Genomic DNA, 23,766 nt, shown 5'->3' with positions numbered 1-23,766 from the left:
TTCTTATGCGCCTAATAGTAATAAGCTAATTAAGGTTACTGATACTGGTTATGATACTAACGATACCCAAGGTTTTAAAGACGGTACCAATACTGGTAATGATTATGACTATGATGACAATGGTAACATGACCCAAGACTTAAACAAAGGGATTACGAATATTGCTTACAACCATTTAAACTTACCAACCACAGTAACTATTAATGATGGAGGTAGTAATGTAGGAACAATTTCGTATATTTACGATGCAACTGGAGTAAAACTAAAAAAACTAGTTACAGAAGGTAGTAATACTACCAATACGGAATATGCAGGGAATTATGTATACAAAGACGGTTCATTGAAATTCTTTAACCATGCAGAAGGGTATGTAGATACTAGTGGATCTGGATATGAGTATGTATACCAATACAAAGACCATTTAGGGAATGTAAGGTTATCTTATAAAAATGGAACTAGTGGACTTGAAATCTTAGAAGAAAACAACTACTATCCTTTTGGTTTGAAACACAAAGGGTATAATAATGTCGTGAATGGCACGGAACATAAGTGGAAATACCAAGGAAAAGAACACGAAGAAGAACTTGGGTTAAATACTTATGATTTTGGAGCTAGAAACTATATGCCTGATTTAGGTCGTTGGACAACCATTGACCCATTAGCAGAAGATTTTGTGAATTATACACCTTATAATTCGATGATGAACAATCCAATTATGTTTATTGACCCAGATGGACGTGCAGCAATGGCACCAATTTACGACCCAGATGGTAATTTGTTAGGAACAGATGACCAAGGGTTACAAGGGAAGGCTATTGTTATGGATAAAAAAGACTTCAAACAAGGAATGTCTCACGATGATGCTTTAAAGAAGAATAAAGGAGTAAAAGGATTAAATGGAAAAGAAGCAGAATCAAAATTAGTTGACAGTTACGATGACTTAAAAGATAGACCTGATTATGATGGTAAGTTAACTCTTAGTGAAGCTAATGACTGGTTTAGTGAGGGTAATGGAGGTCCTCTATACGTTGATTCTGCAAAAATTGATTTATCACCAGTTGAAACCTCAGACTTTGGAGATAAAAAATCTATGTACTATAATTTTTTCACTGATGCCCAAGGCGATTATACAACAGGGAGAGTATATGGTACTATAAAATTAAGTTTAACGGATAAAAAAGGAGCTGTTAAATTAGGTGGTAGCAATGGTCATTTGGATACATATGATTTTGATATTAAAGAAAATAAGAATAATAATTTTAAAACTGGTTTAAGAAACTTCGGAACAAGAATAGGTAGAGCTGTTGCGGGAAAGGGAACAGCTTATAAAATTTATACTTATGGTACTGGTACAGTAAAAAAAACAAAAAAAAATAATTAACTATGAATAAGAAATTTTATTGCTTATTAGTTTTAACTATAGTTTTTCTAACAAGTTGTTCAGAGAGAAAGTTAGACTTGAAAGACGTTTTAGGTCTTAAAATAGACCTAATAAATAAAGATTATGAATATGGTGATTATTTGAGTTTTTCAGGTGAAGGATATACAGGCTTGCAATATTCTGTTTCTGAAACTGAAATGAATTCTATTATTAAAGAAATAAAGAGTCAAGAGCTACCATTAAAAAAGGAATTATTTAAAATACAATTTTGGACTAAAACACCAATAAATAAGAAAAGTGAAGATATTATAGATTTAATATCCAGCTACCATTCTAAGGATGAGCGATTTTTAAAATTCCAAAAAGAGCTAAGAAGAATAATATATAAGAATAATAATTATTTTAGTTATTATTATAAAGAAACCGAAGGTAATATAGATGACATTGAGTTGTATTTATTAGATACTACAAGCAATAAGATTTTTATAGTTAGACATAGTGTCTAATTAAGCTTTAGAAATGAATGAGAGCCACCTTTAACGAGGTGGTTTTTTATTTATAAGCTTTTTTTGTCTGTAAGAATATGTGTTTAAATATTTTTCAGTTTCACAGCTTTAACAATATTATCAATCATATAAAAAATATGCTGTTTGTCTTCTTGTGGTAGGTTTTCAATATCATCAATGCGTTTTAGCAGTTCCTTATCATAACTAGAAAGTTGTCCTTCTCCAATAATAAAATCTACAGAGACATTAAATTCCCCGCTAGTTCTCGAATGTCTCATAATCTGGTGCTTGCATTAGCGAGTACTTTTATCATAGAGTGCGTTTCCAAACGCATTTACAAAAACAAAAAACCACAACTTACGTTGTGATTTTTTATTTATAAGCTTTTTGTGTTTTATCATCACGTAAACACATATCTATAAAATCAAAAATATACTTCTTTTTATCCTGTTATAAATTAGAAATATCTTCAATACGTTGTAAAAATTCTTTATCCTTTACCAAAACAGAAGTATCACCAGAAAGAAAGTCAAGAGAAACATGAAGAGCTTGTGCTATGTTCTTGGCAATGTCAATAGACGGTGTACGTTCGTTACGTTATCATTCAAGAATCCTATCTAATTTACAACACAACAACACTTATCATTCCTAAGGAAAAACCTTAGTTTTTTCTTAGGGGTTTCTTGTAGTTTTAAGTTTATTTCTCACTTGTGATTATGAAAAAAATTATTCTGCTGTTTTGCTGTTTTTTATGTGTTTTTACTAGTTGTAAAACCTTGGTAACACAAAACAATTTAAAAACTACTAACCAACAACTTAGCCTCGGGAGTATTGGTATTACAAATGGTCATGTTTTTAAAAAAGAATTTAAAACTACTGCGTTTCCTAGTTACAAAAATCCTATTAAAATTACTGCACGCTTGTTGCCTTTTGGTAAAAAGACATCTAAAAACTATGTTACCGCTAAAGAAACACAATTGCATCAAACCAATTTATTATCAGTAGATTCTTTAGAGGTTCCACAGCATTACGTAATATTTACATTAACAGACAAAGTAAGCCTTGTGAACAGTCTTAATACTAGCGAAAACCAAAATGTAAAAGATTATTTAATCCATCATACCTCTGCAAACATGCTTACTCAGGTTGCTATGGCTTTTAACAATAAAACTTTAGAAACTTTGCAAAAAGCAGAAGCCATTTTTTTAATAGAAAGTAGTTATAAAACTTATGCTTTACAACTGTATCAACAAGGACAAAAGACAGCACGTATTTCTTTAAGTGAAGGAATTGTTTTTGGTTATGAAACTGCCACATTTTGCTGGCAAGAAAACAATAGACATCAATTAGACCTTATTGACATTGTATCTTCAAAAAACGGTTGTGAACAAAAAGTGCATCCACAAAAAAAAGAAAAAGATGTTTTTGACTTTTAAACGATTAAAATACATAATCTTAGTTTTTATAGGTTGCTCTTGTATGGCCTGTGAATACATCACCGAAATAGAGGATATTTCTACAAAAACGGTGACTATTTTAGCTCCTAGTAACGAAACGGTTTTAGATACTTTGCCTGTTACCTTTACTTGGCAAGCTTTAGAAGGGAGTGAACAATATCATTTACAAGTGGCCACTCCTAATTTTAACAATGCTGCAAGAATTGTGGTAGATACTGTTATGAGTAAGACCAATTATACCCAAACACTTTCTAAGAATAGTTATGAATGGCGTGTGCAAGGAAAAAATGCAGGTTATGTAACGGATTATACTACTCAAAAATTTAGCATTGAAAAATAAAACCAAAACATATCTTTTATTGGCCTTGGTAGTCGCTATATGGGGTGTTTTGGGATACAAACTTACCACTACAATCCATCCACCTGAAACAAACAATAGCGTTCCCAACCTAAACGTTTCTTTTACTCCAGAAAAAAGAACTGAAAAAGATACCTTTTCAATTCAATTGGCAAAAAGAGATCCTTTTTTAGGGACGCTTTATGTTCAAAAAAAACACATGGTTAAACCCAAAAAAGTAATTCAGCCTAAAGTTGTTTGGCCAAGTATTACTTACCATGGAATCATTAGCAAGCAGGGAGATAAAAAGCAACAAATATTTGTAGTTTCTATTAACAACCAACAATTCCTGATGAAAAAAGGGCAAGTAAATGATGACATCACACTCACCAAAGGAAATGACAAACAAATTTATGTAAGCTATAAAGGCAATAAAAAAACCATTACAAAAATATGAAAAGGCCAAGTGTTAAAGCTGGAGCTTTGCAGTTGACCCTATTTATTGTGGTTGTGATCGCCTTATTGTTGGGAGCATTTATTTTAATACTCTACACAAATAAAACTTTTAAAGCTCAGACCAGTTTTACCATAGAAACGATTCGCAATGCAGACAAAGGCATTCAGCACCTTTTACAAAACACCAACCCAAAAAAAGACACCGTAACTGTTCCTTTAGAAAATCCTGACTTTAAACAACTAAAAGTCCACACAACCTTTTGGGGCGTATTTGAAAAACTCACAGCCCTTGCATCCATCAAAAACAAAACCTTTGCAAAACAAGCATTGGCTGGAGCCCAACAAAGCCCTACAAATAGGTTTGCTCTTTATTTAGAGGACCATCACAAACCCTTTGTGGTAGTAGGTGATACCAAAATTCAGGGAACCGTATATGTCCCAGAGCAAGGAGTAAGAACAGGAAATATTTCGGGACACTCTTATTATCGAGAAAAACTTATTTATGGAGCTAGTAAAACAAGTCATCAACTTCCAAAAATTGAAGCTGATATTTTAAATCAATTAGAGAAACTCCCTAAAATGATTCAACACATTTCTGCAGATGCTTTTCTAGACATCAACAAACATCAAACATTTCAAAACTCTTTTCATCAACCCACTCAAGTCATTTATAACCAAAATGACATCACCCTAATTGATAAAACTATTACAGGAAATATTATCATTCAATCAGAAACTAAAATTACGATTGATGCCTCCTCTACTCTAACCGATGTGATTTTAATGGCTCCAAGCATTCAAATTAAAAACAAAGTACAAGGTGTTTTTCAGGCAGTTGCTAGTGAAAATATTGTTGTTGGGGAAGAATGTACCCTATCTTACCCTAGTGCTTTGATTTTAGATCAAAATAACAAAACGTCTATATCCGATGCTTCGAAAGATATATCTGCCATTCAAATTCAAAAAGGAACACATATCAAAGGAATCGTCGCTTATGTAGGGAGACTAAAAAACTATCATGCTCAAGTTTTTATCGCTCCGAATGCTTTTGTTACCGGACAAGTCTATTGCAGTCAAAATCTAGAACTTTTAGGAACGGTGTACGGAACGGTGTACACCTCTAATTTTGTGGCCCATCAAAACGGTTCTAGTTATCAAAATCATATTTACAATGGTCATATTTTAAATGATTCTTTACCACAAGAATACATAGGATTGTTACTTGAAAATTCTAAAAAAGGAGTTGCCAAATGGTTGTATTAAAAAAAATAAAAGCCTCTACCCTTATGGAAACTTTGGTCGCAACCGTTTTGATTGTGGTTCTTTTTATGATGACTAGTATGATTTTGAATAACTTGTTTTTCAACAGCATCAAAAGCAATACAAGAGACATTGATGCGTATTTAAACGAACTTGAATATTTATACAGACATCAAAAAATACAACACCCTTACAAAGATAATTTGAATACTTGGGAAATTACCCTTCAGAAAACAGCCAATACAACTAAAAGTATTTCCCTTGAAGCCATCAATAAAGAAACAAACAAAACCATTTTAAGACAAATTATTGAAAACTAAACAGCACATACCCGCCTTTACACTCAGTGAAATGATTGTTGTCATCATCCTTACCAGTATGGTGGTAGGACTGGCTTTTTCTGTTTTGTCAATGGTTCAAAAACACATGAGTACCATACAAGAAAACCTAACTAAAAACACCGAAATCAACAAACTTGAAGAAGTTTTATGGATTGATTTTAACAGATATGGAAATATTTATTATTCCTCCAACAAACAACAACTTATTTTTACTTCAGCATTAAAATCAACCACCTATACTTTTTTTACAGATTATCTGACTAGAGAACTAGATACTATTGATATTGCTACAAAAGAACTTACTTTCTTTTTTGATGGAAACAAGGTTCCTAATGGTACTATTGATGCTATAAAACTAGCTACTGATAAAAATTTTCAGAACCAGTTGATTTTTGTTTTTAAACATAATGATGCTACTCAATTCATGAAATAATGGCTTTTAAACTCACACCTACTTCTCAACAAAAAACCGTTATAAAAGAAAACGTTGATCAACTGTCTTTCTTAAAAAAAGAAATTCATTTTTTTAACCAAGCTTTTTCTAACAAAATAAAGGAAGACTTCTATACAGAGTTGAGTGTATTGCTAAAAGCAGGTGTATCTTTAAAAGATGGATTGGAATTGATTGAAAACTCTCTAAACAAAGAATACAACAAAAAAATCCTTCAGGAAATAGCCCATGATGTGGTGATGGGACAAACACTGTCTACAGCTTTTAAAAAACACAAACCATTTACCGATTATGAATTCTATTCTGTAAAAATAGGAGAAGAAACCGGAACACTAAGTAAAGTCTGTGAACAGTTGGGATGCTTTTTCTTTAAAAAGAATGAACAACGTAGAAATTTAATTAGTGCTTTAACTTATCCTTTCATCATTCTAACCACCGCTGTATTGGTTGTGATATTTATGTTACAATACGTGGTTCCTATGTTTCAAGATATTTTTAAACAACAAGGAGTCACATTACCCACCATTACTAAAATCATTATAAAAGTCTCTGAATTTATAGATCACTATGGCTTGTTTATTCTCATCTTCTTGGTTCTTGGTATTTCTTTTCAATCTTTTTTAACAAAAAGAAAACGTTTTAAACAGTTTAGAGACAAGTTCCTTTTAAAACTTCCATTCATCGGTCATTTTATAAAAGTAATTTATTTGGCTCAGTTTACACAAGCCGTTGCTTTACTTGTTTCCTCTAAAGTACCTATGATTAATAGTATTCAATTAGTCAAACAAATGATTCCTTTTTATCCATTACAGGAAGCCTTACAAACTGTTGAAGAACACATCTTAAAAGGAGCTTCTCTAAGCAATAGTTTAAAAGAACATGAACTATTTGATCGTAAAATGATTGCTCTTGTTAAAGTCGCAGAAGAAACCAATCAAACAGAATATATTTTTGAACGATTACATACACAATATAGTACCCAAGTAGAACAACAATCTAAAATGCTTTCTACCGTTATGGAACCTTTTATCATTCTGATTGTGGGTGTTTTGGTTGGTGTTATTTTAATCGCCATGTATTTACCAATGTTTAAATTGAGTAGTGTGATTGGGTAGTGATCATCTTTTATCCTTACAATTGTTATCAAAAGCCACTAAATTGAATAGTTGTCGCATTCGGGAACGAACTCTGGAACCGTAACGATTATCTATTTCTTCTGCATTGAGGTTGGTGGTGGCAAAGGTTAATTTTTTGCTTTGGATAAATAAATCATGTCTTGAGAGTAAAACCTCTCCCATTACATTGCAATCTTGTCCAAAGTGTTTGCCATCTGGTTCCACACCAATATCATCAAAACAATAGGAATTGGTAGAGCCATATAATTCAATTACTGGATATCCTTTTCCATTAAATTGAAAAGTAACGTATCTGCTTGGTACTACCTGGTAAGTATTTGTTGAAGGTGTAATATTTTTTAATAATTTCATCCAACTTGTTTTTCCACAACCTACGGGACCAGAAAGTAAAATTCCTTTGTGGGGATCTAGTCCGTATTTCTCACAATTTTTGTAATCTCTGATAAAATACAAGCAAAGCTTGTAAAGTAAAAACATATCATCTTCATAAATTTTAAAGTTTTTCCCAAAGGTTAATCTTCCTTTGTAGTTGAGGTATGCTACAACTTTATCAAAATCGTATTGTATGATGTTGTTTTCTATGGTTCCTAATTCGAATAGGGTTTCTTTTTCATGTATGATGTGTGGGTGCATGAGTTTTTTATTTTTTAATTCCCATACTTTATCTTGATAAAAAGTATGCAAAAATCAAGAAGGTTCCTATGAAATTACTTCGTACCAGTCACTACATCATTCCATGCTCCTTTTCTTCGAAACGCACTTCCATGATTACATGACTTATTTCTTGGAACTTTCAAATTCTTTTTATTTTTTTTGAGTTTTAAAATCGGCCGGAACTTGTATTTTTTTCATCTCGATTCCGCTCGATGACCATCAAAGTGGTTGGCTATAATCTTTGTCATTTTCAACTTTTAAATAATCAGAATTTTTATTTTCCTGTTTATAATGTTTATTACGTTTTATATGTTTATTATGTTTATAATAAGATACCAGTGCTTGTCCCACAGGTTGTTCCACTACCTGTCCCACATCTTGTCCCAGTACTTGTCCATTACTAGTCCAAAAATTGTACATGTTGACTTCGCTACTTTTAAATGGATTTTGTGAAGGTTTGTATTTTATGAATTTCCATTTATTTAGATCACGAATACATTTGTGGTAAGTTGTTTTTGAACCTATTTTAGCCATAATCATGACTTCATTTCTGTTTACATAAAAAGGAGTTTGAAACCTATTCACATTCCATAATTGAAACAAAGCCATGTAGAGACTAATGTGAGTTGGATTAAAGCGTTGGTCATCAATTATTTTATCATAAAAAACTTTTAAGTGTTTTATGTAATTGACTTCTGACATAATCTCAATGATTGACTTTATTCTTGTCCATGACTTTCTGAATTTCTTCAGCTTCATAATAGATAATCCCGCCTATTTTGGTGTAGGGTAACGTTCCGTTGATGCGTAATGTTTGAAGTGTTCCTGGACTCACTTGAAGTAGTTCCATAACTTCGTTAGACTTTAAATACTTCTTGGTTTTAGTAGAAGCGTGAGATTTAAATATTTTTTTAAACTCTTCTAACATTTCTAATTTAAAATCTCTTAAATCATCTGTCGTAATAATTTCTTTTGGCATAATTTGCAATTTTAATGGTTCACTAATAGTTTGATTTGACTTTCATTTTTCAAAATTGCAAAGCTTTGATGGATTTTATTCGGTAGTTTTTGGAACTACCGAAAATTAATTTTCAAAAAACAAACTCCCAATGTTTATAAGGGTTGAGTTTTTTTTTGAGTTTTTATAAAACGTAAAAAAGACGAAAATCGGTAGTTCCAAAAACTACCGATTTTTAAAAGTCATCTATTTCTAACTTTGAGATTAAATTCAAAGATAAGTTTGACAAAAATTTTGCTTGATTATTCTGTCTATTTTTAATCTCCCCGAAGGTTTTATAATAGTTACCTAAATCTACATTGAACAATTGTCCAAATACTTCTGTGATTTCTTTTATTTGCGTATCTCCACCATTGATAGCACCGGTAACTTTTAATGCGTAAATAAGCTCTACCAAATCAGTTTTTGAAGCTGTCCAAGTGAAGTTATTTTTCATAAGGTTATTTGATAATGTATCATAACAACCCGCTTCAAGATTCGACAAGCAATGAAGCTCTTGTTTAAAATAATTTGAAAGTAAATGATAAGTAACAACCTCACTTGCTAATAAATCATGAGAGGTGGTAAATTCAGGATCTATATCTGGATAATCTGTTTGTGAAAACAAAGCCAATTGCTCATTTCCTCTAACAAAATACATTTTATCCAATGCTGTTTGGCCTTGTTTTATATACCTATAAAAATTGATGTTTTTCTTTTTTTTAGATTCTAACCTCCTAAGCTCTCTGTGGATGTATTTCTTTTGTTTTTCTACGGAAACAAATGGCTTTTCAGTTTTATAAGACATTTGTAATTTTAAAAATTTAATCTCTCCACAAATACTAGGCTTGATGTTTTTAAAAAAGTTAATTTCTTCTTGAGTGTTTTTAAATGATAAAGTCCTAACGTAAACTCTTATTTGATGCAAGTGTTTCTTAGCTTCTTTGAGTTTTAATTTTAGTTCATCTTCTTTTTTAAGATGTTTACTTTCAATTTTCTTAATCGTGTTTTCATAATTTTTAACTAAATCTAAAATCCTTTTCATAGTATCTAAATTTTTAAAGACTATGAATTTATTTTATTAATCAAACAAATAATATCCTGCCTGAGAAATCACGCAGTTAAAAATGATTAAAATTTATGTAAAACACTCAAATTGAGGGTTGTGAAACTTTGTTTTTTCGTGCCAAATGTGAGTTTTCCGAGAATTTATTTCTAAGAATACTCATGTCTTCACTCACTTTTTTATCTATAATTTTTGCGTAAATCTGTGTCGTGGTAAGCTTGGTATGTCCTAACATTTTTGAAACCGTTTCAATAGGAATACCATTAGATAAAGTAACTGTAGTAGCAAAGGTATGTCTAGCCATGTGAAAGGTTAAATTTTTAGTAATGCCACAACAATCTGCAATCTCTTTTAAGTAGCTATTTACCTTTTGATTAGAGATGGTTGGAAAGATTTTATTGAAATCAATTTTTCGGTAGTTTTCGGTAGATGATTTTATCAACTTTTCAGCAGGTTCTAACAAAGGTACTTTTACAGAAATTCCTGTTTTTTGTCTTTTGGTGATAATCCAATTATTACCATCAATTCCTTTTGCAATATTATCTGGAGATAAATTTCTGATATCGATGTAAGATAAACCTGTATAACAACTAAATAAAAACAAGTCTTTTACCAAACGTAGTCGTTCTATTTTAGGTTGATATATATTGATAATATTTAATTCTTGTTCTGTTAAGAATTCTCTATTTGTTTTTTCTAATGATAGTTTATAATTGACAAAAGGATTTTTATGGAGCCAATCTAGGTTGATGGCAATATTAATCATCTTGTTGATACGCTGCATGTGCTTAACAATCGTATTATTACCTATTGGTTTATTATTCCCTTTTGAAATGTAATTTCTTAAAAACAACTCAAAACCTGAGATAAACTTATAATCTAATTCTTTTAAAAAAACATCAGTGGTTTTATACCTACTTTCAATATACTCAAGTATATAGTTTTGAGTAGTTACATAATGATTTAAAGTGTCTTTGGTTACTTTGTCATTAGCAATGGAATTATGATATTTAAAGAGGTCAGTAAAAGAATAGTTTTGAGTATCTAAACCTAAATATCTTGCTTTTACCAATTGTGATGTAATCAACTTACCCTCATATTGTAATTCTTGATGTGCGTTGAATAGTCCAGCTCTTACCTGTTCAATGTATTGATTGATTTGTTTGGCTTCGGAATTAGAACCTTTGACTTTTGATTTAGAGGTATCCCATTGTGATATTTCCACCTCCCGTTTAAGGCTAATATTAGCTCTCTTTTGATTGATGGTAACTCTAGCAAAGATTTGTGCTTTGTTGTTTTTAATGCGTGATGTGTTTATCCAGAACAGGATAGAAAAAGTACTTGAAACGTTCATAGTTGTCGTCTTTTGTGGTTAAACATTGGGACGAAAGTCAAAATCAACTATAATGTTACTGATAAGCGGTCAACAGTTTTTATTAAATATTTTGTTGACCGAATTGTGAACCTAATATATAAAATAATTTAATTCTATATATAATTATGGAACACAAAAAAACCTTATAAACATACAGTTTATAAGGTTTTGCTATTTGTTGGTATAAATAGTTGCGGAGAAAGAGGGATTCGAACCCCCGGACCTGTTACAGTCAACAGTTTTCAAGACTGCCGCATTCGACCACTCTGCCATTTCTCCTGAGTGTCTCACGATTTCTCGTTTGCGAGTGCAAATATAGCAAGAGTATTTTGTTACACAAATACTCATCACTATTTTTTAACATAAAAACATCATATTTATTAGCAAAAAAGTACTTAAAAAATAATTGTAGAAATACACAGTGTCAAAAGAAACCACTATATTAGTGTAGTCCCTTATAAGATAAACATTGGTTAATTACCTCTAAAAACACAAGCTATGAGAATTTTGATTGCAGAGGATGACGCTTTGATATTAAGCACTTTAGAGTTTAGATTAAAAAAAGATGGCTATGATATTATTACTGCCATTGATGGTCGTGAAGCACTAAGAAAAATAGAGGAACATAGACCTGATTTGATTATTTCTGACATTATGATGCCCTATGTTTCCGGCTTAGAAATCATTGGAACGGTTAAAGAAAAATATAAAGATGAAATGGCCATTATTATTTTAACAACAATGGGTCAAGAAGAAGTTGTTTTGGAAGCTTTTGAATTAGGAGCTGATGATTTTATTTCTAAACCATTTAGTCCTAGTGAATTATCTATAAGAATAAAAAGATTTGCGTTAAGAAAAAAATAATGAATGATTCAACTTAAACCATTAATTTATCTCTTTTTTGGTACTTCGTTAGTATTACTTATTTACATGCTTATTTTCTTATTAATTAAAAACATCAAAAGAGAAAAATATAAGCGATGGACAAAAATATGCAATAACATTATTAACAATACCGTGTACTCTGATGATTTAAATGTAAAACATCACCATAAAAGCATTGAAAATTTACTACTAATAAAAACATTTAGAAAACTACTTACTAAAAAAATACGATCAGCTACAGTCAGTTTTTCTGGAAACTCTAACAATTCATTAAGAAAACTATATCTTAAACTACGTTTAGATAAATATGTTATCGAAAATTTAAATACAAATAATTGGCATGTTAAAGCAAGAGCGATTCAAGAAATTGGTATCATGAAACTTGAAAACATGTATGATAAGGTTTATAAAAACACCAATCATAGAAATGAATTAGTTAGAGCCGAAGCACAAATAACCATTATTAAATTAGTAGGTTTTAAAGGATTAAAGTTTCTAGACTCCGTAACTCAACCCATTTCAGAATGGTATCAAATGATTTTACTTAGAGAACTATCTCATTTTGACTATGACAGCTTTAATGGTGTTGATATTTGGCTAAAATCAAAAAACACGAGTGTTGTAATTTTTGCCTTAAAACTGGTTGATGAATATCATTTATTTGAACTTTATAAGGAAGTAGAACTTTGTATTGAGCATCCTGATGAAAAAGTTAGACAACAAACCATTAGAAGCATCACCAAAATATTTAATACCACAACTGCTAATTTGTTTACTAGTATTTTTGAAAATGAAACATTTAACAATCAGCTAGAAATAGCAAAAGCATTGCAAAAAATAGGAACAGAAGATGACATTCCTTTTTTAGTTCATCAATTACAAACAGAAAATATTGAATTAAAAATAATCTTAACAAGAACAATTGCTCAAATCAACCCTAATAATTTTGAAACAATCTGTTCAGAATTAGATCCTGACACCTACCCCATGAATTTGATTATTTTACAAATAAAAGAAGAAATCACAATATGAGTTGGCAATCTCTACTATTTGATATATTTAGTTTTGGAATTATGTTGTATTCTATAATACTCATACTATCCTACATATTCATTGGTGTTTATTCTATTGGAGAAACTAAATACTATTTAAATAAAAATAGCTTTACAGATTACAATGCCATTTCCTCTTCTTCAGAAGCTCCTAGAGTTTCTATTATTGCTCCTGCTTATAACGAAGGAGCTACCATTATTGAAAATGTAAGATCATTACTTTCTTTACACTATAATAATTTGGAATTAATTATTGTAAATGATGGTAGTAAAGACGATTCTCTAGAAAAGCTAATTGCCAAATACGATTTATACAAGACTTCTTATTTTGTAAATTCTCAAATAAAAACAAAACCAGTAAAAGGTGTTTATAAAAGTAGAAAACTAATATACCGTAAACTTATTGTGGTTGATAAAGAAAACGGTGGTAAAGCAGATGCTTTAAATACAGGAATTAACATTTCTAGTTACGAGTATACTGTTTGTGTAGATGTTGATTGTATTTTGGAACAAGACTCCCTTTTAAAATTGGTAAAGCCTTTTTTAGAAAATACTACAAAAAAAGTAATTGCCACTGGTGGAGTGATTAGAATTGCCAATAGTTGTGTCATAGAAAATGGTAGACTTATTCAAGTAAACTTGCCAAAAAAATTCTTACCAAGGGTACAAACTTTAGAATATATTAGGGCTTTTTTATTGGGTCGTATGGCCTGGAGTAGGTTAAACGGATTGTTACTTATTTCTGGTGCCTTTGGAGCTTTTGACAAAGAAATAGCCATTAAATGTGGAGGCTATGATACCGAAACAGTTGGAGAAGATATAGAATTAGTGGTAAGAATGAGACGTTATATGGAAGAGTTAGATTTGCCATACAAAGTAAGTTTTATTCCAGACCCGCTATGTTGGACCGAAGCCCCTGATAATTTTAAAATCTTAGGAAGACAACGAAACAGATGGACAAGAGGAACCATAGAAACCCTTAAAATTCACAAAAAAATGTTTTTTAATCCCGATTATGGAATCTTAGGTTTATTAAGTTATCCTTATTGGTTTTTCTTTGAATTTCTTGCTCCTATTATTGAATTTTTCGGACTAATTAGTTTGGCTTTTTTTGCTTATTTTGGAATGATTAACTGGACTTACTTTATAAATTTACTATTAATGATTTTTAGTTTCGGAATTTTATATTCCGTATTTGCCATCTTAATGGAAGTACTTACCTACAATCAATATAAAAAGAAAACAGAATTATTAAAATTGGTTCTTACAGCCGTACTAGAACCTATCTTTTTTCACCCATTTGTAGTCTATTCAGCCATTAGAGGTAATATAGATTATCTTAGAAAAAAGAAAAGTTGGGGAGAAATGACAAGAACTGGATTTGGAACAACGAACAAAACACCAACATCATGAAATCAATCAAAGACACTTCAAAGTTTCATCAGTTTTTAGAGGCCAACAGAACGTTTTCAGGGGTGTTTATCACATGGCTTATCATCCTTTTTTTATTATCATTAGGAGAAATTATCTATAACGGTATTACCAATGAATACCCTAAAGATGTTATAAAAATAGGTCTTTGGTCATTTGTGTTAAACATCGTTTTTTGGTTAAAATGGTTGTTTTATGAATACATTGTCTATTTAATCTTATTCATGAATAATAAGAAAATAGCTAAAATAATAGCATATTCATTTATTCTAATCTTGGCTATTATCCAAATTTGTTTGATACAATATTTTAAAACTGCTTTGGTCCCTTTGGGAGCAGATATTTATAACTATTCTTTTGAAGACATTAAACAAACTCTTGAATCTTCTGGAGGTATTGGCTTTTTACCTATTGTGGGAATTATTATTTCATCTGTTTTAATTGTTTTCTTATTAAATGTTGGATACAAATTCTTAAAACTACCTTATAAGATTGCTTTTGTTTTACCAATCATCTCATTGTTACTTCTCTTTTTTGATGTTCCTAATTTTTCACAATCCTTAAAATTCAAAACTGATTTTGGCAATAATTTAGTGTTAAACAAAAGTGATTTTTTTTATAAAAGTTCTTATAAACATTTTTTTCCAGAAGAATACGAACTAGACATTTATGCCGATAGTTATATTGGAGATTATGAAGGTGAAGACGTAAAATTGTTGTCTTTTGAATACATCGATGAAGAAAACCATCCCTTTTTACATCAAAACAATAGTCCAGACGTCCTAAGTACTTTTTTTAACAAATCTGATCAGAAACCTAATATTGTTATTGTATTGGTTGAAGGTTTAGGACGAGCATTTACCAACAAAGGAGCTTATTTAGGAAACTTTACGCCTTTTATAGATTCTTTGTCTACCCAAAGTTTGTATTGGAAAAACTTTTTAAGTGAAGGAGGAAGAACCTTTGCGGTACTACCGTCCTTAATGGCTTCCCTCCCATTTGGAGAAAACGGATATTTAGCTCTTGGAAACAATATGCCAAAGCATTTATCTCTGTTTAATATTTTAAATAATAATGGTTACCAAAGCTCGTTTTACTATGGTGGAGAATCTAGGTTTGACAATATGAAATTGTTTTTACAACAAAATAATGTAACTATAAATGATTATGATAGCTTTCCTCCAAATGCTGTAAAATTACCTCCAATGGCCAATAGTGGTTTCTCTTGGGGATATAGTGATAAAGCTTTGTTTAAACACTACTTAAACACCAACAAACCTAACAATACACCTAGTTTGAGTGTATTATTAACCGTAGCAACACACAATCCATTCTTGATTGAAGAACAAAACAAGTACAATCAAAAATTTGAAAAAAGATTATACGAATTAAATTTTGATGAAAAAACAAAAACTACAAGAAGAAATTACAAAGCACAATTTGCTTCTATCATGTATGCAGATGATGCAATTAAAGAATTTATAAATGAATACAAAAAAAGACCTGATTTTAACAATACCATCTTTTTAATTACAGGAGATCACAGATTGCCAGAAATTCCAATGGCTACCAAAATAGATAGATATCATGTTCCTCTCATTATTTATTCTCCTATGCTAAAGCAAAACGAATTGTTTGCTTCGGTATCAACACATTTTGACATTACACCTAGTTTATTGGCTTATTTAAAAAACAATTATAATATTAAAACTCCTAGCATTACTAGTTGGATGGGAGATGGTTTAGACACCATTCGTAGTTTTAGAAATATTCATAGTTATCCATTAATGCAAACAAAAACAGATATTAATGATTATATTTTGGGTAATTATCACTTAAATGGAGACCAACTTTTTGAATTAAACCAAAACCTAGGAGAAGTAACTTATCAGGATGATGATATTAAAAGTAGAATTAAAAACGTATTTAATACTTTTAAAAGAAAAAGTAAGAGTATTACGGTAGATAAAAAAATAATACCAGATTCTATTTATAATAAATACAGCAAGTAAAATTCATATTATTTGTTAAGAATCTCTTTTTCTTCCTCAAGAATAGTGTTTAATAAAGGATAGTAAAACTCCCAAAAAAAACTTTTTCTTTCCATTGGATTAGATTCATCATAAAACAACCATTTAAAGTAATTAATCCCTTTAAAATAAGAACTACTTATACTTATAGGGTTGTCTGCAAAATCTCCTGAAAAATAATAAAATCTGTACCCTCCTTGTTTATGTCTAATCACTGCTGGAAAGTTTTTAGGAATTTTATTTGCTTTTAGTTTTTTTGCACCATGATCATTTACCTCTAATTCATAACCAGAAATAATTTCATTCACTTTAGGATTTACATTAATAACATCAAACCAAAAAGAGTATTTAATTTTTTGTGGCAACCCGTATTTTTCTTGTCCTTTTTTACCTGAGTGAATTTGTGGTAAATCATTATTTAAATCTAAACTGTCTTCTAAAACAACTACCTGACCACCATCATTTACAAAAGCAATTCCAGATTTTTTATAAGTCCATCCATCAGAATGTTGTTTTTCATAATTTTTAACCAACCACTTTGGTAACTCTAAATTTTTGATGGTGTCAAAACTATCAAAATAACGCCCTGTCCAACCTGTCCACTGCATCCCAAAAAGCTTTTCAAATTTACGTCTAATATCAGAAGAAGTAGGAGAAGCAATCGTATTAAATTCTGCTATAATTAACTTCTTTTTTTCTTTCATATATATCAAAAAATCTAGATCCTCTTGACTTAATCCACCATATAACTTCCCATATCTTGTTTTGGTAGTATCTTTTACATACCATTCGTTATTATATATCCCGTAGGTATCTGTATAATAAGTAAAGTCAACATCATCACTTAACTTTTGTAATTGTTGATCTGTAAATCTTTCTAATCCTTTGGTTCTAAACTTCTCATCTTCTCTTGGAAAAAAACCAAAATAATCATGTTCCACTTCATAAAGTTTTGTAGAAGTTTTTGTCATTTTTTTATGATTCAACATCCACGTTAAAGAGATATGTTCTTGTCCGTTATTTGTTAATACTGTTTTGTCTACAATAGACCCAAGCATTAATGTTTTGGGGGTAAAAAACCACAACAACCACATCCAAAAAGGAAGAAACAAAACAATGGATCCAACAATATATATGTATTTTCTTTTCATTTACCTAAAACGTCTTGAATAACTAATCCCAAAATCAATTTGATTTCCTCTAGTATTAACTTTATATTCTTGATTTTCAAAGCCAAAAGTAAGTCTAATTACATTAAAGGTTTTAAAGGTTTTTCTATATTCTAGATTGATATTATTTGAAATTAATTTATAGTTAGAAGTTCCAATTAAATTGGCATTTGAAGAATCATCCGGTGACAAACCAGAACCTATTCTTATTCCAATATAATCATCTGTTCCGCTATAATAATATCTTGTAGAAAAAGAAAAAGACCTAGATAAATCACTATTTGAAGGTGTTAAATAAGTTCTAAAATTAAACCAGTAACTTCTGTAATATTTACCAACAGATGCTGTATAAATCCATGTATCACTGCCAAAGTTTAAATATCTAAAACCTGCTTCTGCTTCAAAACTTTTAGGCAAATCCGCATATAAAGAAAAGCTTGCTCTATACTTTGGAAAAATACTAGCATCAGCATAACCAATGTTCATATAGGCTCTAAAAGTCTCAGAAAAACTTGGATAAGCATCTATTTCATACTGAAATCCATTGGTTAAAAATCTATTAGCATAATTCACTCTTGCTATTACAGATCCTATTGGTGTTTGCATGCTATAATCAACACTTGCCAATTGCCATGGATCACGTCCATTAAAACCGTCATCAAAATATACATATTCATAAGAAACTCCTACTTGGCTTTTAAAAGAATTATCTTTAATTTTTATCAGCATGGCTCTTGCTTTGTCATTCTTGGCATCTTGTTTTAACACCTGCTCTACCACCTCTTCTGCTTCGCTCCATTTTTTAATATCATTTAGCAGTCTGGCTTTGTAAAGCAATAAATCTATAGATGTTGGGTGATATTTTAATGCGACATTTATAATTTTTAAAGCTTCTTTAGAATTATCATTCCAAAATTCTACATTGGCTAAAGCAATGCTGGCCTCTTCATTTTCAGGTGTTTTTTGTAAAACAATATTTAACTCTTTTCTAGCCTCAGTCTTTTTATCTGACCAAGTATAAACTCTTCCTAAAAAAATTCTGATATCAGCATAATCTGGACTTTTTTCAAGTGCTTGTTTACTCAGTAAAATAGCCTTTGAATAATCATCTTCATCAAAAGCAGCTGTTCTGGCTTGTTTAAAAAGTTCATCTGAAGATAAATCTTGAGCAAAACTATATTGTGAGCAACATACAAATATAAATAACAAAGTAACTTTTTTAAAAGTCAAATGATTTTGCCTCATATGGGATTTATTTTTTATATTGAATAAAGTTAGGAAAAAAGTAGGCTTTAACTATGCTTAATCTCATAATATATTCTTATTTTCATTTACATATATTTATATGAGAATCTACTAAAGATTTTTGAAAAATTAAAAGACATATGAACAACTTCACAAAAGGCAATTCTAAAAAAGAAATTGACAGACTAAAAGCCTTGATTGATTATGATATTTTAGACACTGAGAGTGAAGAAGAATTTGACAGAATTACCCAATTAGCTTCTTTAATTTGTGAAACTCCTATTTCATTAATTTCTTTAATTGATGAAAATAGACAATGGTTTAAATCTAAAAAAGGAATTAGCACAAATGAAACTCACAGAAGTATTGCTTTTTGTAATGATGCTATTATGCAAGATGATGTTTTTGAAGTAGAAGATGCTTCAAAAGACAATAGATACTGTAACAATCCTTTGGTTACAGAAGACCCAAACATTAAATATTATGCTGGTCAACCCCTTATAGACCCTAATGGTTTTGCCCTTGGAACTTTATGTGTAATTGATACCATTCCTAGGAAAATTACAAAAAAGCAATTAAAAGCCCTTAAAATACTAGCTAAAGAAGCAACTAATTTAATTGTTAAACGAAGAAACTTAGAAGAACACAAATATTTTAGCAAGTTGTTTTTACACTCTAAAGATTTAATTTGCATTGCTAATACCAATGGTTTTTTTAAGAAAGTAAATCCTGCTTTTCAAGATTGTTTGGAATGGGAACTAGATGAATTGATAAACAATTCTTTTTTTGAATTTATTCATCCTGATGATTTACAAAGTAGTATCGATGAAATTCATAAACTTGGGCAAGGATTAGAAACCATTAATTTTACTCATAGATTTAGAACCAAAAAAGGAGACTATAGAGTGCTTCAATGGGTAGCAACGCCTGAGCCTAAGACTGGAAATATTTTTGCGAATGCAAGAGATATTACAAAAGATATTAACCTAACCTTAAAACTTGCCAATAGCGAAAACAGATTTAAATCTTTTTTTGAAAACTCTCAAGGTTTAATGTGTACTCACGATTTAGACGGTAAATTGTTAACCGTTAATTCTTCAGGTGCCGCTGCCATTGGCTACACAGTTAAAGAAGTATTAAATTTTACTTTATTTGATATTGTTCCTGAAACCAAACACGAAGAGCTAAAACAATATTTAATAGCCATTAAACACAACAAAGTTTTTAAAGGTCAAATGGTTACCAAATCAAAAAATGGAGCTTTCCGCATATGGTTATTTAGTAATATTTTACAAGCAGACGATTTAAACAATGAATATGTTATAGGTAATGCTGTAGATATTACAGAACAATATTTTCTAGAAAAAGATTTAAAAAAGACCAAAGAATTATTAGAACGAACAAATCTAGTATCAAGAGTTGGTGGTTGGGAAGTTGATTTGGTAAACAACCAAGTTTATTGGACAGAAATGACCAAAAAAATTCATGAAGTTGATGATGATTATGTTCCTGACTTAGAATCTGGAATTAAGTTTTATAAAGAAGGTTACTCAAGAGATACTATTGTGAAAGTCATAAAAGATAGTATTGAGAACAATAAAAATTGGGATTTAGAATTAGAATTCGTAACTAAAAAAGGTAATAATCTATGGGTAAGAGCTATTGGTCATCCAGAATTTAAAAACGGAAAATGTGTAAAACTTTTAGGAACTTTTCAAGATATCAATAGCCGTAAAGTTGCAGAAATCCAATTTAAAGAATCTAAAAAATTATTAGATGATGTACTAAATGCAGCCACACATGTTGCCATTATAGCCACAGATACTAATGGAATGATTACCGTTTTTAACAAAGGAGCTCAAAATCTTTTAGGATATTCCGACAAAGAAATGATAGGAATACATAGCCCTGTTATACTTCATGACCCTGAAGAAATTAACAAAAGAAGTATCGAGTTAAGTGAATTAGAAGGAGAAAAAATTGAAGGATTTAGGACATTTGTTCATCTGGCAGAAAAACATGGCTCTGAACAAAGAGAATGGACTTATATAACAAAAGATGGAGAAAAGTTAGCCGTTTTTTTAGTTGTTACCGCTATTAAAGATACCAATGACCAAATTATAGGTTATTTAGGGGTTTCCACCAATATTACCAAACGAAAACAAACTGAAAATGATTTATTGGCTGAAAAAGCAAGACTATCTGCTTTTGTAAAGCATGCTCCTGCTGCTGTAGCGATGTTAGACAATGATATGAAATACATAGAGGTAAGTAAAAAATGGATAGATGATTACCATTTAGAAAACCAAAATATTATTGGTAAATCTCATTATGACATCAATTCTGTATTAGGAACAAACATGAAAGATATTCATGAAGAGATTTTAACCAAAGGAACTGTATTCAAAAAAGAAGAAGATGAGTATATTTCTATAACATCTGGTAGAAAACATTCTATTACTTGGATCATGAGACCTTGGTACACCTATGATCATAAAATTGGAGGGATGATGATTTTTACTCAAAACATCAGCTCTATGATTCGTCAAAAGGAAGAGCTAAAAAACTCTAAATTATTGGCCGAACAAGCAAGTGTTGCCAAATCTGAATTTTTAGCGAACATGAGTCATGAAATTAGAACGCCTTTAAATGGAGTGATTGGATTTACAGATTTGGTATTAAAAACAAATTTAACTGAAACGCAACAACAATACTTAAACATTGTTAATCAATCTGCAAACGGATTATTAAATATCATCAATGATATTTTAGATTTTTCTAAAATTGAAGCAGGTAAATTAGAGTTAGATATTGAAAAATGTGACATCTATGATATTGGTGCACATTCAACAGATATTGTTAACTATCAAATACAACAAAAACATCTAGAAATGTTGCTTAATATTTCTCCTGATGTACCAAGATTTATTTGGGCTGATGCTATTAGATTGAAACAAATTCTAATCAATCTATTAGGAAATGCAACCAAATTTACCGAAAAAGGAGAAATTGAATTAAAAGTTGAAGTACTAGAAAGTAAACAAGATGTAAAAACTATTCGTTTTAGTGTTAGAGATACTGGGGTGGGGATAAAAAAAGAAAAACAACAGAAAATATTTGAAGCCTTTTCTCAAGAAGATTCTTCTACCACTAAAAAATACGGTGGAACTGGTTTAGGATTGACTATTTCTAACAAGCTCTTGTTAATGATGGATAGTCAATTACAATTAACTAGCACAATTGGTGTAGGAAGTACCTTTTATTTTGACCTTACTCTTAAAACAGAAAAAGGAGAAGAAATTATATGGGAAAACTTGGAATCAATAAAGAACGTTTTAATTGTAGATGACAACGAAAACAATAGAAATATTTTAAAACAAATCTTAAAACTAGAAAATATTACTTCTGACGAAGCTAAAAGTGGATTTGAGGCTTTACAATATCTGGCAGAAAATAATGAATATGATGTCATTATTATGGATTATCACATGCCTTATATGAATGGAATTGAAACCATCCAAAAAATTAGAGAAAGTTTCTTTCCTTCTCCAGACATATCGCCTATTATATTGCTTTACAGTTCTTCAAGCGATGCCGATATTTTTCCTAAATGTAGAGAATTAGGGGTTTCAAAACGCTTAACAAAACCTGTAAAAGCTCATGAAATATATAAAACTTTGTCGCAATTGCGAAGTCAAAATAATGATAGCAATAGAAATATTGAATTAGCAAAAGAGGTACATCCTATTTTTAAAAACCATGTCAAAATACTTATTGTTGAAGACAATAGCGTGAACCGATTTTTAGCAAAAACAATCATCCAAAAACAATTGCCACAAGCTACCTTAATAGAAGCGGTGAATGGTTTAGAAGGAATTAAATCTTATGAATCAGACAAATTTGACTTGATCTTAATGGATGTACAAATGCCCGAAATGAATGGATATCAAGCAACCCAAAAAATTAGAGAAATAGAAAACAACAACAACATCCATACTCCTATCATTGCGATTACAGCTGGAAATGTGAAAGGAGAAAAAGAAAAATGTTTGGCTATTGGAATGGATGATTTTTTAATAAAACCCATCGTAGAAGATCAACTAATCACTATGTTTGATAAATGGCTTCCTAAAGAAGAACAATCAGACTTAAACTCAACTCAAGAGCTTTCTTTAGAAGAAATAAAACAACATTTTAATATCAACCAATTAAAAATATATTACGGTGATGATATTGAGGCATTAACCCATATAAAGCAATTAATTAAAGAACAATTAAAAGAATCTATTGATACTCTTAAAGAACATATTGAAAATAAAAATCTAAAAGGAATTACTCAGATTGGACACAAATTAAGAGGAACCTCTTCTACAGCTGGAATGAATAAATTATCGGAAATGGCTACCGAACTAGAACAATTAAAATCATTAGAAAACAATGATTTACAAAATTATTATGATGAGATGCTACAAGAAATTAATTTTGTAATATCGCTAATAAACAAATAAATTCTGACTCAGTAAACATTCATCATTAA

Annotated in this window: 22 protein-coding genes and 1 tRNA gene; 14 read left to right on the top strand and 9 right to left on the bottom strand. The window is 30.3% G+C overall.

All coding sequences use genetic code 11. The features are described 5' to 3' along the window. Together QVZ41_RS08745 and QVZ41_RS08740 are read left to right on the top strand one after the other, a co-directional pair. Positions 1-1,381: RHS repeat domain-containing protein (locus QVZ41_RS08745; RefSeq protein WP_302884183.1), on the top strand; the 1,381-nt coding region annotated here is incomplete at its 5' end. 2 nt (positions 1,382-1,383) lie between these two features. Further along, a complete protein-coding gene (locus tag QVZ41_RS08740; protein ID WP_302884182.1) occupies positions 1,384-1,887 on the top strand; it encodes a hypothetical protein in 504 nt (167 codons plus the stop codon). A gap of 83 nt (positions 1,888-1,970) precedes the next feature. Here QVZ41_RS08740 and QVZ41_RS08735 read toward each other — a convergent pair whose 3' ends face one another. Further along, entirely contained in the window at positions 1,971-2,165 is a 195-nt protein-coding gene (locus QVZ41_RS08735) for a hypothetical protein (protein WP_302884181.1), read from the bottom strand. A gap of 498 nt (positions 2,166-2,663) precedes the next feature. On the opposite strand from QVZ41_RS08735, the gene QVZ41_RS08730 reads away from it, so the two are divergent. From QVZ41_RS08730 to QVZ41_RS08700, 7 genes are read left to right on the top strand one after another with little or no spacing between them, the layout of a single operon-like run. Beyond that, the gene (locus QVZ41_RS08730; protein ID WP_302884180.1) at positions 2,664-3,323 is read left to right on the top strand and encodes a hypothetical protein; all 660 of its coding nucleotides are present in this window, start codon (positions 2,664-2,666) and stop codon (positions 3,321-3,323) included. Between the two features lie 43 nt (positions 3,324-3,366). Further along, complete coding sequence (locus tag QVZ41_RS08725; protein WP_302884178.1) at positions 3,367-3,684, top strand: hypothetical protein; 318 nt, start codon at positions 3,367-3,369, stop codon at positions 3,682-3,684. Beyond that, entirely contained in the window at positions 3,674-4,138 is a 465-nt protein-coding gene (locus QVZ41_RS08720; RefSeq protein WP_302884177.1) for a hypothetical protein, read from the top strand. The genes QVZ41_RS08725 and QVZ41_RS08720 overlap by 11 nt, the downstream gene beginning before the upstream one ends. Then, positions 4,135-5,400: a hypothetical protein gene (locus QVZ41_RS08715; protein ID WP_302884175.1), complete on the top strand. Its 1,266-nt coding sequence runs from the start codon at positions 4,135-4,137 to the stop codon at positions 5,398-5,400. Before QVZ41_RS08720 ends, QVZ41_RS08715 begins: the two co-directional genes overlap by 4 nt. After that, complete coding sequence (locus QVZ41_RS08710; protein WP_302884174.1) at positions 5,388-5,717, top strand: hypothetical protein; 330 nt, start codon at positions 5,388-5,390, stop codon at positions 5,715-5,717. Before QVZ41_RS08715 ends, QVZ41_RS08710 begins: the two co-directional genes overlap by 13 nt. A 31-nt stretch (positions 5,718-5,748) precedes the next feature. Continuing rightward, entirely contained in the window at positions 5,749-6,171 is a 423-nt protein-coding gene (locus tag QVZ41_RS08705; RefSeq protein ID WP_302884172.1) for a hypothetical protein, read from the top strand. Then, positions 6,171-7,304: a type II secretion system F family protein gene (locus tag QVZ41_RS08700; protein WP_302884171.1), complete on the top strand. Its 1,134-nt coding sequence runs from the start codon at positions 6,171-6,173 to the stop codon at positions 7,302-7,304. Before QVZ41_RS08705 ends, QVZ41_RS08700 begins: the two co-directional genes overlap by 1 nt. A 3-nt stretch (positions 7,305-7,307) precedes the next feature. Here the strand turns inward: QVZ41_RS08700 and QVZ41_RS08695 are convergent, their stop codons facing one another. The 6 genes from QVZ41_RS08695 to QVZ41_RS08670 form a co-directional block, all read right to left on the bottom strand. Next, complete coding sequence (locus tag QVZ41_RS08695; protein WP_302884170.1) at positions 7,308-7,958, bottom strand: ATPase; 651 nt, start codon at positions 7,956-7,958, stop codon at positions 7,308-7,310. Between the two features lie 240 nt (positions 7,959-8,198). Further along, positions 8,199-8,681, bottom strand: a complete 483-nt coding sequence (locus QVZ41_RS08690; protein ID WP_302884169.1) for a hypothetical protein — start codon at positions 8,679-8,681, stop codon at positions 8,199-8,201. A gap of 4 nt (positions 8,682-8,685) precedes the next feature. Next, a complete protein-coding gene (locus QVZ41_RS08685; protein WP_073120430.1) occupies positions 8,686-8,958 on the bottom strand; it encodes a helix-turn-helix domain-containing protein in 273 nt (90 codons plus the stop codon). Between the two features lie 214 nt (positions 8,959-9,172). Next, entirely contained in the window at positions 9,173-10,021 is an 849-nt protein-coding gene (locus QVZ41_RS08680; RefSeq protein ID WP_302884168.1) for an RteC domain-containing protein, read from the bottom strand. A 106-nt stretch (positions 10,022-10,127) separates the two neighbouring features. Further along, on the bottom strand, positions 10,128-11,396 hold the full coding sequence (locus QVZ41_RS08675) for a site-specific integrase (RefSeq protein WP_302884167.1): 1,269 nt from the start codon (positions 11,394-11,396) through the stop codon (positions 10,128-10,130). A gap of 215 nt (positions 11,397-11,611) precedes the next feature. Then, positions 11,612-11,696: transfer RNA gene (locus QVZ41_RS08670), tRNA-Ser, on the bottom strand. A 219-nt stretch (positions 11,697-11,915) separates the two neighbouring features. On the opposite strand from QVZ41_RS08670, the gene QVZ41_RS08665 reads away from it, so the two are divergent. Genes QVZ41_RS08665 through QVZ41_RS08650 form a run of 4 tightly spaced genes read left to right on the top strand, consistent with a single transcriptional unit; the run spans position 11,916 to position 16,797 of the window. Continuing rightward, positions 11,916-12,281: a response regulator transcription factor gene (locus QVZ41_RS08665; RefSeq protein ID WP_302884166.1), complete on the top strand. Its 366-nt coding sequence runs from the start codon at positions 11,916-11,918 to the stop codon at positions 12,279-12,281. A 3-nt stretch (positions 12,282-12,284) separates the two neighbouring features. Then, positions 12,285-13,334 carry a HEAT repeat domain-containing protein gene (locus tag QVZ41_RS08660; RefSeq protein ID WP_302884165.1) on the top strand — a complete coding sequence of 350 codons (1,050 nt, stop codon included), beginning with the start codon at positions 12,285-12,287 and terminating at the stop codon, positions 13,332-13,334. Further along, positions 13,331-14,767, top strand: a complete 1,437-nt coding sequence (locus QVZ41_RS08655) for a glycosyltransferase family 2 protein (protein WP_302884164.1) — start codon at positions 13,331-13,333, stop codon at positions 14,765-14,767. The genes QVZ41_RS08660 and QVZ41_RS08655 overlap by 4 nt, the downstream gene beginning before the upstream one ends. Further along, positions 14,764-16,797 carry an LTA synthase family protein gene (locus QVZ41_RS08650; protein ID WP_302884163.1) on the top strand — a complete coding sequence of 678 codons (2,034 nt, stop codon included), beginning with the start codon at positions 14,764-14,766 and terminating at the stop codon, positions 16,795-16,797. The genes QVZ41_RS08655 and QVZ41_RS08650 overlap by 4 nt, the downstream gene beginning before the upstream one ends. A gap of 8 nt (positions 16,798-16,805) precedes the next feature. On the opposite strand, the gene QVZ41_RS08645 is transcribed toward QVZ41_RS08650, so the two are convergent. Both QVZ41_RS08645 and QVZ41_RS08640 read right to left on the bottom strand, forming a co-directional pair. Next, a complete protein-coding gene (locus tag QVZ41_RS08645; protein WP_302884162.1) occupies positions 16,806-17,966 on the bottom strand; it encodes a hypothetical protein in 1,161 nt (386 codons plus the stop codon). After that, positions 17,967-19,229, bottom strand: a complete 1,263-nt coding sequence (locus QVZ41_RS08640) for a YaiO family outer membrane beta-barrel protein (protein ID WP_302884161.1) — start codon at positions 19,227-19,229, stop codon at positions 17,967-17,969. A 140-nt stretch (positions 19,230-19,369) separates the two neighbouring features. Here QVZ41_RS08640 and QVZ41_RS08635 point away from each other — a divergent pair, with 140 nt between their 5' ends. Beyond that, positions 19,370-23,737, top strand: a complete 4,368-nt coding sequence (locus QVZ41_RS08635; protein ID WP_302884160.1) for a PAS domain S-box protein — start codon at positions 19,370-19,372, stop codon at positions 23,735-23,737. Positions 23,738-23,766: the final 29 nt, after the last annotated feature.

Source organism: Wenyingzhuangia gilva (assembly GCF_030519655.1).
Classification (GTDB): Bacteria; Bacteroidota; Bacteroidia; order Flavobacteriales; family Flavobacteriaceae; genus Wenyingzhuangia; species Wenyingzhuangia gilva.
Note: the sequence above shows the minus strand (reverse complement) of the source record. Positions and strands in the feature narration are given on the sequence as shown.

Excerpts from the sequence above, each read along its gene's own strand:
- QVZ41_RS08665 (WP_302884166.1), top strand. The coding sequence starts at position 11,916 with ATGAGAATTTTGATTGCAGAGGATGACGCTTTGATATTAAGCACTTTA.
- QVZ41_RS08700 (WP_302884171.1), top strand. The coding sequence starts at position 6,171 with ATGGCTTTTAAACTCACACCTACTTCTCAACAAAAAACCGTTATAAAA.
- QVZ41_RS08655 (WP_302884164.1), top strand. The coding sequence starts at position 13,331 with ATGAGTTGGCAATCTCTACTATTTGATATATTTAGTTTTGGAATTATG.
- QVZ41_RS08675 (WP_302884167.1), bottom strand. The coding sequence starts at position 11,396 with ATGAACGTTTCAAGTACTTTTTCTATCCTGTTCTGGATAAACACATCA.
- QVZ41_RS08695 (WP_302884170.1), bottom strand. The coding sequence starts at position 7,958 with ATGCACCCACACATCATACATGAAAAAGAAACCCTATTCGAATTAGGA.
- QVZ41_RS08725 (WP_302884178.1), top strand. The coding sequence starts at position 3,367 with ATGGCCTGTGAATACATCACCGAAATAGAGGATATTTCTACAAAAACG.
- QVZ41_RS08710 (WP_302884174.1), top strand. The coding sequence starts at position 5,388 with ATGGTTGTATTAAAAAAAATAAAAGCCTCTACCCTTATGGAAACTTTG.
- QVZ41_RS08680 (WP_302884168.1), bottom strand. The coding sequence starts at position 10,021 with ATGAAAAGGATTTTAGATTTAGTTAAAAATTATGAAAACACGATTAAG.
- QVZ41_RS08645 (WP_302884162.1), bottom strand. The coding sequence starts at position 17,966 with ATGAAAAGAAAATACATATATATTGTTGGATCCATTGTTTTGTTTCTT.
- QVZ41_RS08685 (WP_073120430.1), bottom strand. The coding sequence starts at position 8,958 with ATGCCAAAAGAAATTATTACGACAGATGATTTAAGAGATTTTAAATTA.
- QVZ41_RS08690 (WP_302884169.1), bottom strand. The coding sequence starts at position 8,681 with ATGTCAGAAGTCAATTACATAAAACACTTAAAAGTTTTTTATGATAAA.
- QVZ41_RS08705 (WP_302884172.1), top strand. The coding sequence starts at position 5,749 with ATGATTGTTGTCATCATCCTTACCAGTATGGTGGTAGGACTGGCTTTT.
- QVZ41_RS08640 (WP_302884161.1), bottom strand. The coding sequence starts at position 19,229 with ATGAGGCAAAATCATTTGACTTTTAAAAAAGTTACTTTGTTATTTATA.
- QVZ41_RS08735 (WP_302884181.1), bottom strand. The coding sequence starts at position 2,165 with ATGAGACATTCGAGAACTAGCGGGGAATTTAATGTCTCTGTAGATTTT.
- QVZ41_RS08635 (WP_302884160.1), top strand. The coding sequence starts at position 19,370 with ATGAACAACTTCACAAAAGGCAATTCTAAAAAAGAAATTGACAGACTA.
- QVZ41_RS08740 (WP_302884182.1), top strand. The coding sequence starts at position 1,384 with ATGAATAAGAAATTTTATTGCTTATTAGTTTTAACTATAGTTTTTCTA.
- QVZ41_RS08715 (WP_302884175.1), top strand. The coding sequence starts at position 4,135 with ATGAAAAGGCCAAGTGTTAAAGCTGGAGCTTTGCAGTTGACCCTATTT.
- QVZ41_RS08660 (WP_302884165.1), top strand. The coding sequence starts at position 12,285 with ATGATTCAACTTAAACCATTAATTTATCTCTTTTTTGGTACTTCGTTA.
- QVZ41_RS08650 (WP_302884163.1), top strand. The coding sequence starts at position 14,764 with ATGAAATCAATCAAAGACACTTCAAAGTTTCATCAGTTTTTAGAGGCC.